The organism is Pedobacter sp. 01N310, assembly GCF_056399805.1.
In genome coordinates, this window is the sequence record NZ_JBFTSB010000002.1 from 589,247 (window position 1) to 606,986 (window position 17,740).

General features: G+C 38.7%; 10 protein-coding genes. 6 read left to right on the forward strand and 4 right to left on the reverse strand.

From position 1 onward, the window contains the following. Positions 1 to 15 precede the first annotated feature (15 nt). On the reverse strand, positions 16 to 2,559 hold the full coding sequence (locus AC1DNH_RS08090) for a PKD domain-containing protein (RefSeq protein WP_477582683.1): 2,544 nt from the start codon (positions 2,557 to 2,559) through the stop codon (positions 16 to 18). A gap of 100 nt (positions 2,560 to 2,659) precedes the next feature. Between AC1DNH_RS08090 and AC1DNH_RS08095 the strand changes: the two genes are divergently transcribed. Together AC1DNH_RS08095 and AC1DNH_RS08100 are read left to right on the forward strand one after the other, a co-directional pair. Then, a complete protein-coding gene (locus tag AC1DNH_RS08095) occupies positions 2,660 to 3,997 on the forward strand; it encodes a GH1 family beta-glucosidase (protein WP_477582685.1) in 1,338 nt (445 codons plus the stop codon). Between the two features lie 151 nt (positions 3,998 to 4,148). Then, positions 4,149 to 4,580: a putative signal transducing protein gene (locus tag AC1DNH_RS08100; protein ID WP_477582686.1), complete on the forward strand. Its 432-nt coding sequence runs from the start codon at positions 4,149 to 4,151 to the stop codon at positions 4,578 to 4,580. 969 nt (positions 4,581 to 5,549) lie between these two features. Here AC1DNH_RS08100 and AC1DNH_RS08105 read toward each other — a convergent pair. The 3 genes from AC1DNH_RS08105 to AC1DNH_RS08115 all read right to left on the reverse strand — a co-directional run bounded on the left by AC1DNH_RS08105 (position 5,550) and on the right by AC1DNH_RS08115 (position 12,135). Then, entirely contained in the window at positions 5,550 to 7,832 is a 2,283-nt protein-coding gene (locus AC1DNH_RS08105; RefSeq protein WP_477625295.1) for an aconitate hydratase, read from the reverse strand. A 194-nt stretch (positions 7,833 to 8,026) separates the two neighbouring features. Beyond that, positions 8,027 to 10,792 (reverse strand): bifunctional aconitate hydratase 2/2-methylisocitrate dehydratase, encoded by a 2,766-nt coding sequence (locus AC1DNH_RS08110; RefSeq protein ID WP_477608537.1) that lies wholly within the window; start codon positions 10,790 to 10,792, stop codon positions 8,027 to 8,029. A gap of 725 nt (positions 10,793 to 11,517) precedes the next feature. After that, positions 11,518 to 12,135 carry a polysaccharide deacetylase family protein gene (locus AC1DNH_RS08115; RefSeq protein WP_477608535.1) on the reverse strand — a complete coding sequence of 206 codons (618 nt, stop codon included), beginning with the start codon at positions 12,133 to 12,135 and terminating at the stop codon, positions 11,518 to 11,520. 80 nt (positions 12,136 to 12,215) lie between these two features. Here AC1DNH_RS08115 and AC1DNH_RS08120 point away from each other — a divergent pair, with 80 nt between their 5' ends. The 4 genes from AC1DNH_RS08120 to AC1DNH_RS08135 all read left to right on the forward strand — a co-directional run bounded on the left by AC1DNH_RS08120 (position 12,216) and on the right by AC1DNH_RS08135 (position 17,699). Further along, entirely contained in the window at positions 12,216 to 13,559 is a 1,344-nt protein-coding gene (locus AC1DNH_RS08120) for a TolC family protein (protein ID WP_477625296.1), read from the forward strand. Between the two features lie 111 nt (positions 13,560 to 13,670). After that, positions 13,671 to 15,011: an efflux RND transporter periplasmic adaptor subunit gene (locus tag AC1DNH_RS08125; RefSeq protein ID WP_477608533.1), complete on the forward strand. Its 1,341-nt coding sequence runs from the start codon at positions 13,671 to 13,673 to the stop codon at positions 15,009 to 15,011. Between the two features lie 174 nt (positions 15,012 to 15,185). Then, the gene (locus tag AC1DNH_RS08130) at positions 15,186 to 16,187 is read left to right on the forward strand and encodes an NAD(P)H-dependent glycerol-3-phosphate dehydrogenase (RefSeq protein WP_477608531.1); all 1,002 of its coding nucleotides are present in this window, start codon (positions 15,186 to 15,188) and stop codon (positions 16,185 to 16,187) included. Between the two features lie 1,167 nt (positions 16,188 to 17,354). Continuing rightward, positions 17,355 to 17,699: a hypothetical protein gene (locus tag AC1DNH_RS08135; RefSeq protein WP_477610097.1), complete on the forward strand. Its 345-nt coding sequence runs from the start codon at positions 17,355 to 17,357 to the stop codon at positions 17,697 to 17,699. Positions 17,700 to 17,740 lie beyond the last annotated feature (41 nt).

A 17,740-nucleotide genomic window follows, 5' to 3' on the forward strand; every position in this document is an offset into this window, starting at 1 on the left:
TGACGCATTACTAAACTATCTGAGAAGGGTTATTGAACCTGAATATTTGACATTTTTATTTGATAAGTTAGTGCCCAATATAACGTAATAATATACGCCAACAGGGAGTTCGTTGCCTTTAAAAGTACCGTCCCAGTTTTCAAATATGTTATTGGTAAAGAAAACCTGGGTACCCAGTCGGTTATAAATGTGGATGCTATATTTCCCAAGGTTTGTTACACCAACAACCAATTCATCATTGATTCCATCGCCGTTTGGCGAGAATGCATTTGGAACAAATGTAGATGCATTTTTTTTGATGATCAGATCGCCTTGGGTGATTGAATTTGCGCAGCCGTTTTTAGAAAATGCAGTTAAAGTAATTCTGAATAATCCATCGGTTTGATAAATATGGGTGGGGTTTTGGTCTGAAGAAGTAATTCCATCGCCAAAATCCCATTCGTAAAAATCTCCATAAAGCGACGTATTCGTAAATGTAATGGGGGCCGGAGCAGAAAACTTAACGTCGAAGGTAGGTTCGGTATAAAATTTAGCTACAGGAATTCTGGCAATGGCCGGAATAACGATAATTGCTGGTTCGGAGCTACAAGAGCCTGATGTTAACACAACCTGATACTGTCCTGCCAGATTAAGGTTTGTTACCGGAATTTCAATGGCATTTGTGGTCGCGTTATAATTGTTTGGCCCGCTCCATGCATAAGTAATACCTTCTTGTGCGGGTACAGCTAATTTTATGATGTCTTTTAAACAAAACAATGCCTGATTGATACTAATTTCTGGTTTTTCTGGCTTCAATTCTACCAAAATATCTTTTGTAAAAGTAGAAACACAACCATTATTGGTTTCAACTGTCAGCCTGATTGTTTTAAGCCCTGTCTCAGTGAAGGTTAATATTTTACTGTCGTTATTAATTGCAACCTGGCTTTTTACGCCTGGACCAAAATCCCAGGTGAGCTTCGTGTAATTTTTAGAAGTATTGATAAACGAAAAGGACTGGTTTGCTTCGCATTTATTATTAACCTCAATCGAAAACATTGCTTCAGGTTTCAAATCAACCGATAGAATATCGACGGAATTTACCTCACTAACACAGTCTCCAACCTGAACATAAAGCTTATATGTGCCAACTATTTCTGCTCCGCTTACCTGGATTTCGGGGTTTTGTTTTGTTGAAATAAAACCGTTTGGCCCTGACCAGTGGTAGTTTGCTAAGTTTAAAAAAGGAGTTGATAATTTTAATACATCTCCCTGACATAAATTAACATTTGAAGCCATTATAGCAGGTTTTTCAGGTGTGTTTGCTACAATAAAAGTTTGTGTAGTTACAACATTGCACCCGTTTGTGCCTTTTGCTTCTAAAACCACAACTTTCTCTCCAGGCGTGTTGTATGTTACGGTAAACGGCCCGGCTGTTGTGGCCGAAACCAAGCTTGCACCTTCACCAAAAGACCATTTTAAAGCAGCGAAATTCTGTGCTCTGCTTTCGAAAATATACGCTTGGCTATCGGTACATGGATTTAGTTTCTTAACATCAATTTCGGCTGTTGGACCTGCAAAATCAGCCGTACCACCGAATTCTAGCGTAAAGCCATTATTTCCTCCTGAATAATTATCTATAAGTAATGCGTAAACATGATCCTGTTGCAGGTCTACGTATTTTACAAAGCCATTTTGACCAGGTGGACAACCCGCCGACTCTGTCAAATCAGTTTCCGTCATACTCAGGCCAGTTTTATAATATGTGGGGCTACAGGTTACACCACTTCCTGATGCGCATCTGATTGCATTTGAAGCATTCACCATACTACAATCCCCGTTCACGCCTAAATCATAAAAAATCCAGTCAATGTCGTTTGTGGTTACAGTAGGTGTGATTACAAAAGTAAAGTCGCCGGGTGCAGAGGCCTTAAACATATACCAGGCAGAGTTAGATTCTGTACCTAGGCAGGTTCCGGCCGATTCGTGATTATTTGCTCCCGAGCCAGTTACATTTAACTGGGTAAATGTTTCTTTTGTGCACAGCACTGAAAATGTCCCGCAGTCTTGTCCTGGCCGTATTGGTGGGAAATAATTATCTATGCAAAGTTTAAAGGTACCGGTAACGTTATTTGCTGCGCTAACCCTAACATAGTAAATCTGTCCTACCGTTAAAGCGCCTTTGTATAAAGAATTAACATTGTTTGATGTGGCCAGCGTGCCGGGTAACTCGCTTATAGAACCAGTTGCTGCATCAAATGAATATAAGGCAACCAACGGATCAATTAAAGTGTTTGTACTATTGGTGTTAATTTTTCCACTAACAGAAATGTTTACATCAAATTTAGATGCCGTAAACTTAAACCAAACATCTTTTCCAACAGCTGGCCAGTTTAAACCTTTATTATAATTGCTCGGAGTAGCTTCTAAATTATTAAATTCGGCATCGCCACTGCAATATGCACTTGTATTAGTAATATTTATGGCGTTTATCAGTTCATCATTAACAGGAGGGGTAAATTTTCCAAAGGCAGAGAGGCTTAATAATACCAATAAAAAAGAAATTAATGAGGAGTAGCGCATAGCGTAAAAATATTAAAAAATGTTTTCATTTCGAATCATTTCAATTGTTAACGATTTATTAATATTAAACTCGCAACTTATGGCAATTAATTGATAACGAATGATTAATGCAAGCGATTTTGGCTCGGATTTTTTATGGGGTGTGGCTACTGCTGCGGCCCAAATAGAAGGTACAGCCACCCAGTACGGTAAAGGCCCTTCCATTTGGGATACCTTTACTGCGAAAAATGGAAAAATAAAAAAGAATCACAAATTAGATCCTGCTTGCGATTTTTATCACCGGTATGCTGAAGATGTAGCTTTGGTTAAACTGCTGGGCTTTAAAGTGTTTAGGTTTTCTATTGCCTGGTCGCGCATTTTACCTGCAGGTAGGGGAGAGATTAACCAGGAAGGCATCCGTTTTTATCACAATCTTATTGATGAATGTTTAACCCATGGAATAACACCCTACATAACGCTTTATCACTGGGATTTACCACAGGCTTTAGAAGATGAGGGAGGCTGGACAAGCTTTAGCATCAACGCTGCTTTTAATGCTTTTGTGAGTATCTGTGCGCTAGAATATGGCGATAAAGTGAAAAACTGGATTGTGTTGAATGAGCCTTTCGGTTATACTTCTTTGGGGTATATGTTAGGCGTTCATGCCCCAGGGAAAACTGGATTAGGAAATTTCTTTTCAGCGGTATTACATACCGCACTGGCCCAGGCAGATGGTGGCAAGATTTTACGTGCAGAAATTAGCAAGGCTAATATCGGGACTACTTTTTCTTGCTCGGAAGTAATTCCAAGTACCCATAGTGATGGTGATATCCTTGCTGCAAAACGTGTTGATTGCCTAATGAACCGTCTTTTTGTAGAACCTACACAAGGCATGGGTTTTCCCACTGCCAATTGGGATGTGTTAGAGAAATTTCAGATCGAATATGGTACCTGGCGGCTTCACGAACGGATGAAATTTGATTTTGACTTTATTGGTCTTCAAAATTATTTCCCTTTGGTGGTTAAGTATAATGCCTTTATTCCGGTTATTCAGGCCTGGGAGGTAAAAGCCAAGAGCAGAAAAAAGCCCCATACCGCAATGGGATGGGAGGTAAATGCTGATAGTTTCTATAATATTGTGAAACAGTTTGCCGCTTACCCAAATGTCAAAAATATCATAATCACGGAAAATGGTGCCGCTTATCATGACAAATTGATCAACGGTAGGGTAGAAGACCCTGAGCGGATCGAATATTTTAAACTTTATTTAAATGCACTGCTAAAGCTCAAAAAGGAAGGCATAAATGTAAGCGGTTATATGGCCTGGACATTAATGGATAATTTTGAATGGGCCGAGGGCTTTACGGCAAGGTTTGGGCTGATCTATAACGACTTTAAAACGCAAGAACGTAGCATTAAAGATTCGGGCTATTGGTGGCAGGAGTTTTTGAAGAAATAGGCCTATACATCGTCCTCGTTTGTAACGAGGATGAAGGAGAAAGGCGATTTGATCGCCATCATTTTACACTTGTGCATTATAAATGCAGATCTCGCTAATCCTAGTTGCAAACGAGGACTATTTAAGTCAAACAAATTCTTATGTTTGGATTATGAATGATAGAACAGTAGTTTACAGCACCTATTACAATCCGATGGAGGCCAATATTATTAAAGCTAAATTGGAAGATAGTGGATTTGCCTGTTTCCTTGCGGATGAAAATGTTGCAACCTTAAATTACAATCAGGCCATTGGCGGTGTAAAACTCATTGTTTTTGAAAGAGATGTAGAGGCCATTAATGCTTTACTAGCTGAAGACAATAGTTTGGCTTTTGAATCATCAGATGAAATTGTTGGTGAAGAAGAACCAGCGGAAAATAGAACAGTTTGCGAGAAATGTGGATCTACCAATGTGGGTTATGGAATGGCTACCAATAAAAAATACAGTATTTGGGCAACTATACTTGCCTTTTTAACCCTAACTACACCCATCAAGGCCAATAAATGTCATCATTGCTACGATTGCGGCTATGAGTTTGAATAATACAAAGCTCGTCATTGCGAATGAAGCAGAGGCTTTTGTGATGGTGTGAAGCAATCTAATTATACAAGTCTTTTTTTGAAGCGCAGGGTCAGTAACAGCTATTAACCTGAGTTCGATTATTAAATTGTAAAAATACTATCAGACAAGGTTTATTCCTAATCTTATCGTCATGCTGAACTTGTTTCAGCATCTTTTTTGGCAGGAAAGACCCTGAAATAAATTCAGGGTGACGACCGACTTAACAGAAAACTTGATTAAAACGTCACAAAGTGAGATTTAATAATCGAACTCAGGTTATTAAGGTTCGTTCCCATGCTTCGCTATATCCTTACGCTGCGCTTCAGGGATGCCGCTGCGCCTGGGGCTAGAAAGCTCATTTCCTGCAAGGAAGGCAAAATCTCCCTCATGGCATCCAGGGAATCTTTGTGTGAAAAGCACCTCTGTCTCTGCCATCTAAACCCGATATACGCGAATGCTGGTTCCTTCAACCTGCAGCAGCATTAGCGGGACTAACCCCAACCCAAGAACTACTGCAAAGCTTTCCGAAAAAAGAAAGAGGTTAAATCCTAAATGATAGATTTGTCATACTGAGAAATCACTTTTAGAAAAACAATGGAGTGACGGTGACAGGATACGGGGTTTCGTCATTCCCAACTCGATTGGGAACCACGAAGTGCTCATCGAAGATAATCATAATGCCTTGGTAGGGGCTTGTCGGTTGCTTTAAGATTCCCGCCTTTGCGGGAAAGACGGCCGATTTTTAGAATTTGTCATTAATAGCCTGTCGAGAACTTTTTAAAACGATTTTAAGGCATTTCGACAAGCTCAATGTGACAAATTAGAGAAACAGATATCATTTTAAGCGGTATCTGGTAAAAGAACAAAAAATCCCGTTCTGATTTAACAAAACGGGATTGATATGATGTCATCCAAATCTCGAACTTCCGACCCTGGACTTCGGACTTCAATTTACAAAAGCGCTGCCTTAGCCGCTGCTTCAGCCCGAATAATATTTAGCGCACCACCAGCTTTAAACCATTCGATTTGTTGATCGTTATAACTGTGGTTAACAGGGAATTGCTCCTGGGTGCCATCAGCGTGATGTAATACTAATGTTAATGGTTTATCTGGAGCGAATTCTGTTAAGCCTACGATATCGATGGTATCATCCTCTAAGATTTTATCATAATCATCTTTATCTGCAAAGGTTAAACCTAACATACCTTGTTTCTTCAGGTTGGTTTCGTGGATACGGGCAAAAGATTTTACCAATACAGCACGAACACCTAAGTGTCGAGGTTCCATAGCGGCATGTTCACGTGATGAACCTTCGCCATAGTTTTCGTCACCAACAACAATAGATCCCAAGCCGGCAGCTTTATAATCGCGTTGGGTTGCAGGAACCGGACCATATTCACCCGTTAATTCATTTTTAACGTTATCTGTTTTATCGTTGAAATAATTAACCGCACCAATAAGCATGTTGTTAGAAATGTTATCTAAGTGACCACGGAATTTTAACCATGGACCAGCCATTGAGATATGATCTGTTGTACATTTACCTTTGGCTTTGATTAAAAGTTTTAAACCTTTTAAGTCGGTACCTTCCCAAGGGGTAAATGGATCTAACAATTGTAAACGGTGCGAAGTTGGAGAAACCAAAACCTGAACGGATGAACCATCAGCTGCTGGTGCCTGATAACCTGCATCTTCTACAGCGAAACCTTTTGTTGGCAGTTCAAAACCGGTAGGTGGATCTAATTTAACCTGTTCGCCTTTATCGTTTGTTAAAGTATCGGTTAATGGATTAAAGCCTAAATTACCTGAAATTGCAATTGCAGCAACCATTTCTGGTGAAGCCACGAAAGCGAAAGTATTAGGGTTCCCATCTGCACGTTTAGCAAAGTTTCTGTTAAACGAGTGTACGATCGTATTTTTTTCTGCTTTTTCTGCCCCGGTACGATCCCACATCCCAATACATGGTCCGCAGGCATTGGTAAAAATTGTTGCGTCTAAATCTTCGAAAGTTTTTAGGAAACCATCACGGTCTGCAGTATAACGTACCTGCTCAGATCCAGGGTTGATACCGAATGCCGATTTGGTTACCAAACCTTTTGCAATAGCCTGGTTTGCGATAGAGGCTGCTCTTGATAAATCCTCGTAAGAAGAGTTGGTACAAGAACCGATCAATCCCCATTCTACTTTTAAAGGCCAGCCATTTTTCTCTGCCTCAACTTTCATCTGCGAAACCGGAGTAGCTAAATCTGGTGTAAAAGGGCCATTTAGGTATGGCTCTAAAGTATCCAGATCGATTTCAATGACCTGATCGAAATAGTTTTCCGGATCAGCATAAACTTCAGCATCACCTGTTAAATATTCCTTTATTTTATTTGCTTCATCAGCAACTTCATTTCTACCCGTAGCGCGTAAATAACGTTCCATACTTTCGTCATAACCAAAAGTAGAAGTGGTTGCACCAATCTCGGCGCCCATGTTACAAATGGTGCCTTTACCTGTACAGCTCATTGAGGTGGCGCCATCGCCAAAATATTCTACAATTGCTCCTGTACCACCTTTTACGGTAAGGATACCCGCAACTTTAAGAATTACATCTTTAGCAGCAGTCCACCCGTTTAATTTTCCTGTTAACTTTACGCCGATTAACTTAGGGAATTTAAGCTCCCAAGGTAAACCCGCCATTACATCGCAGGCATCAGCACCACCAACTCCAATGGCAACCATACCCAAGCCACCCGCATTTACGGTATGCGAGTCGGTTCCGATCATCATTCCACCTGGAAAAGCATAATTTTCTAAAACCACCTGGTGAATAATACCAGCACCTGGTTTCCAGAAACCGATACCGTATTTGTTCGATACAGAAGATAAGAAATCAAAAACTTCGGCACTTTCGGTTTTAGCATGAGGTAAATCTATTGCAGCACCTTCTTTAGCCGTAATTAAGTGATCGCAATGAACTGTAGAAGGTACAGCCACTTGTGGACGACCAGCTTGCATAAATTGCAATAATGCCATTTGAGCTGTTGCATCCTGCATCGCAACCCGATCTGGTGCAAAATCTACGTAGTCAGAGCCACGTTTAAACGCCGTTTTAGGATCTCCATCCCAAAGGTGTGTATACAATATTTTTTCAGATAATGTTAAAGGTCTGCCAACCACTTTACGCGCAGCCTCAACGCGGCTGCCAAAGCTTGCATAAACCTTTTTAATCATGTCTATATCAAAAGCCATACTTTATTTTTTTTAAAATTATTGTCAATAACAACACTAACTAAATTAAACAATTTTTAATATACTTATTTTTAAGATTTGTCAAATTATGTTATTTAAAACCATTCTATTCAATTGTTAGTGTAAATAAAAAGGCTATCCTATTATGGGACAGCCTTTGTGCTTTATTAACAAAAAATATGTTTATTTGTTTCTTATTGTTTTGTAGAAATAGGTGTGAACTTGGTTAAGTTGATGCCTTCTACCGCTACTTTATATTCCTCAATGCTTGGAATACGACCTAAAATAGCAGAAAGAACCACTACCGGTGTTGATGCCAATAAAGACTCTCCTTTTTTACCATCTTTATCTTCCACCACGCGGCCCTGGAATAAACGGGTTGACGTAGCCATTACAGTATCGCCTTTGGCCGCTTTCTCCTGGTTTCCCATGCATAGGTTACAGCCCGGACGTTCCAAGTACATGATGTTCTCATATTCGGTACGCGCTGCAGCCTTAGGTAAAGCATCGCTGAACTCAAATCCTGAGTATTTTTGTAAGTACTCCCAATCGCCTTCTGCTTTCAACTCATCGATGATATTGTAAGTAGGGGCCGCAACTACCAAGGGAGCTTTGAACTCTACTTTACCAGTAAGTGTCTCTACGTTTTTCAACATCTGAGAAACGATTTTCAAGTCGTCTTTATGTACCATACAAGAACCTACGAAACCAAGGTCTACTTTTTTATCGCCACCATAAAAGGTTAAGTCTCTGATGGTATCATGCGTATAACGTTTAGAAACATCTGCATTGTTCACATCCGGATCGGCAATCATTGGCTCGTTGATGATATCCAGGTCAATAACTACTTCTGCATAGTATTTGGCATTATCATCTGGCATTAAAGCTGGCTTAATACCGGTTTTAATTTCTTCAATACGTTTGTTTGCTTTATTGATCAATCCTTGTAAAACCTGGTTATGGTTGTCCATACCCTTGTCTATCATGATTTGAATGCGGTTTTTAGCAATTTCTAACGATTGGATTAATGTATCGTCTTGCGAAATACAAATAGATGCTTTTGCTTTCATCTCAGCTGTCCAGTCTGTAAAGGTAAAAGCCTGATCAGCCAATAAAGTACCAATGTGTACCTCGATAATACGGCCCTGGAATACATTTTCGCCATCAAACTGTTGCAACATTTGCAATTGTGTTGCATGAACTACATCACGGAAATCCATGTGTTCTTTCATTTGACCTTTGAATGTTACTTTTACCGACTCAGGAATTGGCATAGAAGCCTCACCAGTTGCCAGTGCCAATGCCACTGTACCAGAATCTGCACCGAAAGCTACACCTTTAGACATACGCGTGTGCGAATCACCACCGATGATAATTGCCCACTCATCAATAGTAATGTCGTTCAGTACCTTGTGAATAACATCTGTCATTGAATGATATTCGCCTTTAGGGTCGCGGGCAGTAATTACGCCGAAGTCATTCATGAACTTCATCAATTTAGGGATGTTTGCCTGTGCTTTTTTGTCCCAAACAGATGCGGTATGACAGCCAGATTGATAAGCGCCATCAACAATCGGAGAAATAACTGTAGCAGCCATCGCTTCTAATTCCTGAGCGGTCATCAAACCTGTTGTGTCTTGAGAACCTACAATGTTTACTTCTACACGAACGTCAGAACCAGCATGTAAAACCTTGCCCTGTGTTAAACCAACCGCATTTCTATTGAAGATTTTTTCTACAGCCGTTAAACCTTGGCCTTCAATAGATACCTCTTTAGCAGGAGCGAATACTAGCGAAGGTTCGATAGCTAAAGTTTTGGCTGCAAAAGTTTGGATTTTTTTTCCAAAAACGATAGCATAAGAACTACCAGCTTTGATAAATTCCATTTTTTGCGGTGTCAACGCTTTTGAAATGTCGATCAGTTCTTGATCTCCATTGTATAATTTTTTAGTTTTTGTATTAATGGTAAGTACTGTACCCGTTTCTATAGAATAAACCTGCTCTAAAACCGGCTCGTCATTTTCGTTACGGATAACATTGCCATTTTCATCCGTTTTCTTTACCCAGTTTTTAAGGTCGATACCAATACCGCCTGTTACATCAACTGTTGTTAAGAAAATTGGAGAAATGCCATTGGTGCCACCTACAATTGGGGCGATGTTCACAAATGGAATATAAGGGCTAGATTTTTTACCCGTCCAAAGTGCAACATTGTTTACCCCCGACATACGTGAAGAACCTACACCCATGGTACCTTTTTCAGCTACCAGCATTACACTTTTATCAGGGTGTTGCGCTTGCAATGCTTTAATTTCCTCCTGAGCCTCTGGCGTAATCATGCATTTGCCATGCAATTCGCGATCTGAACGAGAGTGTGCCTGGTTACCTGGAGACAATAAATCTGTAGAAATATCGCCAATACCAGCGATAAAAGTTACCACTTTGATTTCTTCTGGTACTTCAGGAAGATTAGTGAAGAACTCAGCCCTGGCATAACTTTCTAATATTTCTTTAGCGATGGCATTGCCATTGTTGTAAGCTTCTTTTAAACGATCGGTATCTGCATCGTATAAGAAAACCTGTGTTTTAAGTACATCTGCAGCTTTATGGGCTTTATCACCATTATCTGCCAAAGCGATGTCTAACAAAACTTTGATAGAAGATCCGCCCTTCATATGCGATAACAATTCGAAAGCAAAATCAGGCGTAATTTCTGCAACGATAGTTCCACCTAAAATAATTTCTTTTAAAAATTCTGCTTTTACACCAGCAGCTCCGGTAGTACCCGGCAAGGTGTTGTATATGAAAAAATTAACAGCATCTGCCCTGTTAAAATTATTTACATTTTTGATTTGATCGATGATTTCACTCAATAATTCTGCTCCATCAATAGGTTTGGGATGAAGACCTTGAGCTTTTCTGTCTTCAATCTCCTGGATATAATCGTTATAAATACTCATCTTAGCTATTTTACTCTTTTTGTTATAAGATTGTGCAACAGAATGTACACCCGCTTTTTACAAAAAAGAATACTGTTTTTGTATATTAATTTGCGTTTACTGAGCCAATAAGGCCGAGTTTTTTGGTTAAAACAAAAATAGCAAAAAACAACCCTTAAATGTAATTTGGGCAGGCGATTAAGTAATTTGGAATTATTCTAAACAACAAAAAAAGAGAGGGATTAAAGGTCGTAAAATCACATAAGTTATGGCTGGGTTTATGTAATTAGTAAGTGTTTTATGTGTGCCTCGTATAAGTTAAAATCTCCATTCTTACCGGCTTATATTATAATCGTCACCCTGAATTCATTTCAGGGTCTATTTGAGGCTGCCTCGTAAATAGAATTGTCATCCTGAGCCTGTCGAAGGACTTGTTTAAATCTCGAAAGGCGTTTCGACAAGCTCAACGTGACAAATTCGAATGGAATTACAAATATGATACAGCCTGATGACGATCGCATTAAGAAAAGAAGCCAAAAACTGTTCGTTACAAATAATGTTAATCGGGGCGACTGTTAATAGGTAAAAAGTAGTCATAAACGATAGAATCTTAATCTGGGTTAACCGTTCGTTATCGGACAGATTTGTGCGATTTTGAACAGTTATTTGTTTTTTTGATATATTAATTTATTTATAATCAGATTGTTAGTGTGTATTTGATGCCTTGGCATAAGATTAGCTTAAGGCTAAAGCGTTGAAAATGTAAAACCTTTTTCACTAAAATAAGCCAATACTTTGGGAAGTGCGTAAGATAAACGATCGAATGCTTTTAAACTATCATGAAATACAATTATAGAACCATTTTCGGTATGTTTAATCACGTTTTGATAACATTTTTCGGGCGAAAGCTTAGTGTCGAAATCGCCGCTGAGTACATCCCACATTATGATTTTTAGTCCTGGGATTTGAGATTTGAGATTTGAGATTTGAGACTTCTTAATTCTCCCGTATGGTGGGCGGAACAGATTTGTTTGTGTAAGTCCCTGGCATTTTAGTGTATTTTGAAGGTAGGTTTCATTATCGGTTTTCCAGCCTTTTAAATGATTGAAAGTATGGTTGCCAATGGCATGTCCGTCGTTTTTTACACGTTCAAAAACTTCGGGGTGTTTTACAATATTATCGCCAATGCAAAAAAATGTAGCTTTAGCATTAAAGACTTTTAAAGTTTTTAATACAAAATCTGTAACATTGGGTATAGGTCCATCGTCAAAGGTCAAATAAATAACTTTTTCGGTGCGGGATTTATTCCATAATAGTGATGGATAATACCATTTTAGCAGAAGCGGTGATTTGATCAGGTACATTTTAGCAGTAAAGTTACTAAATGCCTGTACAGATTGAAATTATTAAAGTTGTTTATATAGATTTGAAACAAATTATGAAGATGTTTACCAAGAATAAGTTAGTTACCGGATCTGCGTTATTAGTAGCATTAAGTTTTAGTCAGAAAATTAAGGCTCAAGAAGTTATCAGTATTCAACAGGCAGTAGAAAACACATTAAAAAACAATTTAAATATTAAACAAGCCGCTTTTAGTGCTTCTTTAAGTGAAGAAACTGTTCGTCAATCTAAAAATGCGCTCTTACCTACCTTAAATGGTACCATTAACCAGTCGATGCAATGGGGTAGAAGTCAACAGGTTTCAGGTTTATTCGAAAACACTCAAAATTATAATTTAAGTCCAAATGTAAGTACGAATGTTTCGCTTTTTGAAGGTGGTACTAAACTCAACCAGATCAGACAAAACAAAATTTTACTGGCCGCTAACGAAACCAATGTAGAAAAGGTAAAGAACGATCTGATTCTTCAGGTGGTTACGGCTTATCTTCAGGTGTTAAATAATGAAGATCAGGTAAAGGCTACAAAGCAACAATTAGATGTAGCCAATTCTACTTTAAAAAGGGAACAAGCACTATTAGATGTTGGAAATAAAACCCTGGCCGATATTTCTCAGGCAAAATCGCAGGCAGCCACGGCAGAGCTTAATTTAACAAATGCTCAAAACCAGCTAACCATATCTTATTTAACTTTAGGCCAATTGATGGAGATTCAACCTCCAATGACTTTTAAGGTTCAGCCTCCTTTGGTTAATGAGATGAGCAATATTCAAACCACTTATGTACCTACTGATATCTATAACCAGGCTTTAGCCACATTCCCTGATATTAAATTAGCGGAATTAAACAGTAAAGCAGCCGAAAAAGGTATTGCTGTAGCTAAGGGTGGATTCTTTCCTCAGATTAGTTTAGGAGCTGGTTTAGGATCGGCTTATTACTATCAGTTTAATTCGAGTTTTCCGATATCGAAATTTACCGATCAATTATCTGATAACTTTGGTCAGTATGTGAGTATGGGAATTTCCGTTCCGATTTTTAACGGATTCACGACCAGATCGGCAGTTAGAAAAGCGAAAATTAACTGGATGCAGCGTAAAACAGATGAGCAGCTATCAAAAAATAATTTGGTAAAAGTAATCAATCAGGCAGTTGCCGATCTTAGTGCTGCACAAAGTAGATACTCTTCTACCCAAAATGCTTTTCAGGCCCAGAAAGATGCTTTTTATGTAATTGATCAACGTTACAATGTAGGTTTGGTAAACTCACTGGATTACAGTACTGCTCAAACCAATAGAAACAAAGCCGAAATAGATTTTATCCAGGCTAAATATGATCTTTTATTCAGGGCAAAAGTAATTGATTACTATTTAGGCAAACAGATCACATTTTAAGATTAAAAGCTAAAAAATAAAAAAGGAAGCTTTGGTTTTATACCATAACATTACAACGTTTTAACTTTAAAACATTACATAATACAACAAACGAAATACAATCAATAAATTATGAAACTGAAGCACATTATTATTACCGTAGTTGCTATCATAGCTCTTCTAGTTATACTAAAGCTAACTGGAGTTATAGGCGGGAACAAAGCCGAAAAAGTAACTACAGAAAAAGCATCAGATAAAACTGTTGTTGAAACAGTTACTGCTAGTGGTAAAATTCAACCAGAAACTGAGGTTAAATTAAGTTCTGAAGTATCGGGAGAGGTAGTAGAATTAAAGGTAAAAGAAGGGGATATTGTTAAAGCAGGCCAATTGCTTTGTAAAGTACGTCCGGATGTTTTGCAATCAGGCTACGAGAGAACCGTAGCGAGTTTTAATGCGCAAAAATCAAGTGTTGCAGCTGCGCAACAACAATTGGCACAAAACCAGGCTAACTTTGTAAATGCAGACGCAACTTACAAACGTAATGTAGAGCTTTTTAAGAAAAAAGTAATATCGGCTTCAGAGTTTGATGCGGCAAAGGCTGCTTTTTTAACAGCAAAAGCCAATTTGGCCAGCGCAAAAGAAAATGTAACCGGTGCTAAATTTACTTTAGAGCAAACAGGGGCAAATGTTAAAGAAGCTGGTGCAAACTTAGCTAAAACAACAATTTATGCTCCGGTTGATGGCGTGGTTTCAAAATTGTCAATCGAATTGGGAGATCGTATTTTAGGAACTTCGCAAATGGCAGGTACAGAAATTATGCGTATCTCTAACCTATCATCAATGGAAGTTAATGTTGATGTTAACGAAAACGATATTACCCGTGTTAAAGTTGGCGATAAAGCTTCGATTGAGGTTGATGCTTTCTCCGATAAAAAATTTAGAGGTGTAGTAACCGAAATTGCAAGTTCATCAACAGCTGTTGGTACTGCGGTATCTACTTCAGTAGATCAGGTAACCAATTTCTCTGTAAAAATCAGGATTACTGAAGAACTAGCGGGTAAACAACAATCTATTTTCCGCCCAGGCATGTCGGCCACAGTTGATATCGAAAGCGAATCGTTAACAGGTTTAGCTATTCCAATTCAGGCTGTATTTACTGATAATGGTAAATCTGGCGATGCTGGTCAAAACCAGGGCAATCAGGAAAACACCGATAAGCAGAAATCTAAATTAACCGATAAAAAAGTGAAGCAATATATTTATGCTTACGATGCTAAAACTAAAAAGGTTAAAAAGACAGAGGTAACCACAGGAATCCAAAATGACCAGTTTATTATCGTGAAATCTGGTGTTAAAACTGGCCAAGAAATTGTTACTGGTCCTTATTCTGCCATCCAAAACAAATTAAAAGACGGAATGATTGTAGAAAAAACATCTAAAGACCAATTGTTTAGCAAAGACGCTAAGAAGTAGTTTATAATTAATAGCAAGAAATAGTAACTTGCGTTGTTTAAGGTGTATTCCTAAGGGTTTAGGGTGTAAGGTTTAAGGTTGAGGGGCAATTGGTCCTAGCCTTACACCTTACACCTTTTGCCTTAAGCCTTTAAAAGGCCTTTACACCTTTTACCTTAAACATTTTTTATAAACATGGTACCTAAAATAGCAATGATTGGGGGCGGGAGCTGGGCTACTGCCATTGTTAAAATGCTTGCAGATAATTTATCTGAAAAGGAAATTTTTTGGTGGATGCGCAACGAGGCAGCCATAGCGCACATTAAAAAATTTAAACACAACCCTAATTATATCAGTTCTGTTGAGATTAAACTTACTCAGGACGACCATATCTCTTCAGATATCAATTCCATCATAAAATCTGCCGAATTTGTAATTCTAAACGTTCCGGCAGCATTTTTAAAAGACACTTTAACTTCCATTACCGCCGAAGATTTAAAGGGCAAAAAAATCATTTCAGCCATAAAAGGCATAGTACCCGAAGATAATCTGATTATCGGCGAATTTTTGCACGAAAATTATAATATCCCATACGATGATATTTTAGTGGTTAGCGGACCATGCCATGCCGAAGAAGTAGCTTTAGAAAAATTATCATACCTAACCATAGCCTGTACCGATGTAGACAAGGCATCAACATTTGCTTCATTTTTAAATACCCGATACATTAAAACAAACGTATCAGACGATATTTTCGGGACGGAATATGCTGCGGTTTTAAAAAATATTTATGCCGTAGCCAGCGGTATTTGTCATGGCATAGGTTATGGCGATAACTTTCAGGCCGTATTGATCAGCAATGCCATCCGCGAGATTAAACGTTTTGTTGATGCCGTTCACCCCATCAATAGGGATATTATGGAGTCGGCATATCTTGGCGATTTGTTGGTTACAGCGTATTCGCAGTTCAGCCGCAACCGTACGTTTGGTAACATGGTAGGCAAAGGTTACACCGTAAAATCTGCCCAATTGGAGATGAATATGGTTGCTGAAGGTTATTATGCGGTTAAGTGTATGCATATTAAAAATCAGGCGTACAATGTAGATATGCCAATTTGCAAGGCGGTGCACAGTATTATTTATGAAAACCGTTCGCCGCACATTGAAATGAAATTATTGGCAGAGAAATTAAATTAATGTCAACCTGAGGGATAATTTATGGTGTAAAAATCAATATAAATTACAGGAGAATTTAAAGAGGTGAGTCAATTAGAAGTATCGTCATTTCGATCCCGAAGATTCGGGAAGAAATCTTTAAATTCGATTTCAACAATATAGTTTAAAGATCTCTCCACTCCGCAGTGCTTCGGTCGAGATGACGATTTTTCTATCGAAATCTATTAATGCCAATATAGTCTAAGGATCTATTTTAATTTATTCTTCTCAGACTGGCAACCGCTCTACTTAAATTTGTAGCGAGCTTCATGTTTCCTTGCAACCGATTGCTGTTTAGCCCCGGGCGAAGCGGCATCCCTGTAGCGCAGCGAAAGGATACAGCGAAGAACGGGAACAGACTCTAATAGCTGCTGTGCCCATGCGCTCCAAAAAAACAATTTAAATCTTTTGTAAAGCAAGGTTGGTGCTTTTCTGATCTGGCAGTCCTTCTTTCCGCTTCTATCTTTTTGTGAGGGTTCGTGAAAACATTTTTGACGGTGCAGCAAAAAGGATAACCGCTTCAATAAGGTTTATTGAACGAGGGCTTTGCAAGAAATAAAAAATGAATGCTTATGAAAGAGGTAGGTAGGCGTTCTGTATTTTCTTGCACCACCAATTGTTTAGCCCCGGGCGAAGCGGCATCCCTGAAGCGCAGCGAAAGGATACAGCGGAGAACGGGAACAGACTCTAATAGCTGCTGTGCCCATGCGCTCCAAAAAAACAATTTAAATCTTTTGTAAAGCAGGTTCGATGCTTTTCGGTTCGGGTAGTCCTTCTTTTCGCTATTATCTTTTTGCGATGGTTAACGGGGGATGTTTTTAGCGGTGCAACAAAAAGTATAACCGCTTCAATAAGGTTTATTGAACGAGGGCTTTGCAAGAAATAAAAAATGAATGCTTATGAAAGAGGTAGGTAGGCGTTCTGCATTTTTTTTCGGCCGGTTGCTGTTTAGCCCCTGGCGAAGCGGCATCGCTGAAGCGCAGCGAAAGGATACAGCGAAGAACGGGAGCATACGTTAATAGTTCTATTGGCCCCGCGCTTCAAAAACAAATCATTATTTTTTGAAAAGTAGATTAGTTCTTTTTGATGTCTGCTAACTAAAACAAATCAATTGATCAATTGTTATCACTTAAATAAAATATAGCTGTCATGAAAAGAAAATTAGTAATGGGTTTATTAACGCTGGCCTTATTTGGAGGTGCAGCCTTAACTGTAAATGCTCAAGAAAAGAAAAAAACTGAAGTAGGTAAAGCATTAGATCAAACCGGTAAAGCAATTGGTAAAGGTGCTAAATCTGTAGGTAATAAAACTGCCGAAGTAGCAGTAAAAGGCAGTTCGAAAGTTGCAGATAAAACCTGGAAAGGTAAAATGGCCCCAGATGGATCTAATGTTTACATCAATGCGAAGAATGAAAAATATTATGTAAACTCGAAAGGTGCTAAAATCTGGTTAAAACCTAGTCAGATTAAAAATAGACCTGAGCCTAAGAAATAGAAGAATGTAATTTAAAGAAGTCAAGTTTTTAAAACCTGACT

Bases quoted from the DNA above. Each gene is read 5' to 3' on its own strand.
- AC1DNH_RS08130 (WP_477608531.1), top strand. From the start codon at position 15,186: ATGGTACCTAAAATAGCAATGATTGGGGGCGGGAGCTGGGCTACTGCC.
- AC1DNH_RS08120 (WP_477625296.1), top strand. From the start codon at position 12,216: ATGTTTACCAAGAATAAGTTAGTTACCGGATCTGCGTTATTAGTAGCA.
- AC1DNH_RS08105 (WP_477625295.1), bottom strand. From the start codon at position 7,832: ATGGCTTTTGATATAGACATGATTAAAAAGGTTTATGCAAGCTTTGGC.
- AC1DNH_RS08100 (WP_477582686.1), top strand. From the start codon at position 4,149: ATGAATGATAGAACAGTAGTTTACAGCACCTATTACAATCCGATGGAG.
- AC1DNH_RS08110 (WP_477608537.1), bottom strand. From the start codon at position 10,792: ATGAGTATTTATAACGATTATATCCAGGAGATTGAAGACAGAAAAGCT.
- AC1DNH_RS08115 (WP_477608535.1), bottom strand. From the start codon at position 12,135: ATGTACCTGATCAAATCACCGCTTCTGCTAAAATGGTATTATCCATCA.
- AC1DNH_RS08125 (WP_477608533.1), top strand. From the start codon at position 13,671: ATGAAACTGAAGCACATTATTATTACCGTAGTTGCTATCATAGCTCTT.
- AC1DNH_RS08095 (WP_477582685.1), top strand. From the start codon at position 2,660: ATGATTAATGCAAGCGATTTTGGCTCGGATTTTTTATGGGGTGTGGCT.
- AC1DNH_RS08135 (WP_477610097.1), top strand. From the start codon at position 17,355: ATGAAAAGAAAATTAGTAATGGGTTTATTAACGCTGGCCTTATTTGGA.
- AC1DNH_RS08090 (WP_477582683.1), bottom strand. From the start codon at position 2,559: ATGCGCTACTCCTCATTAATTTCTTTTTTATTGGTATTATTAAGCCTC.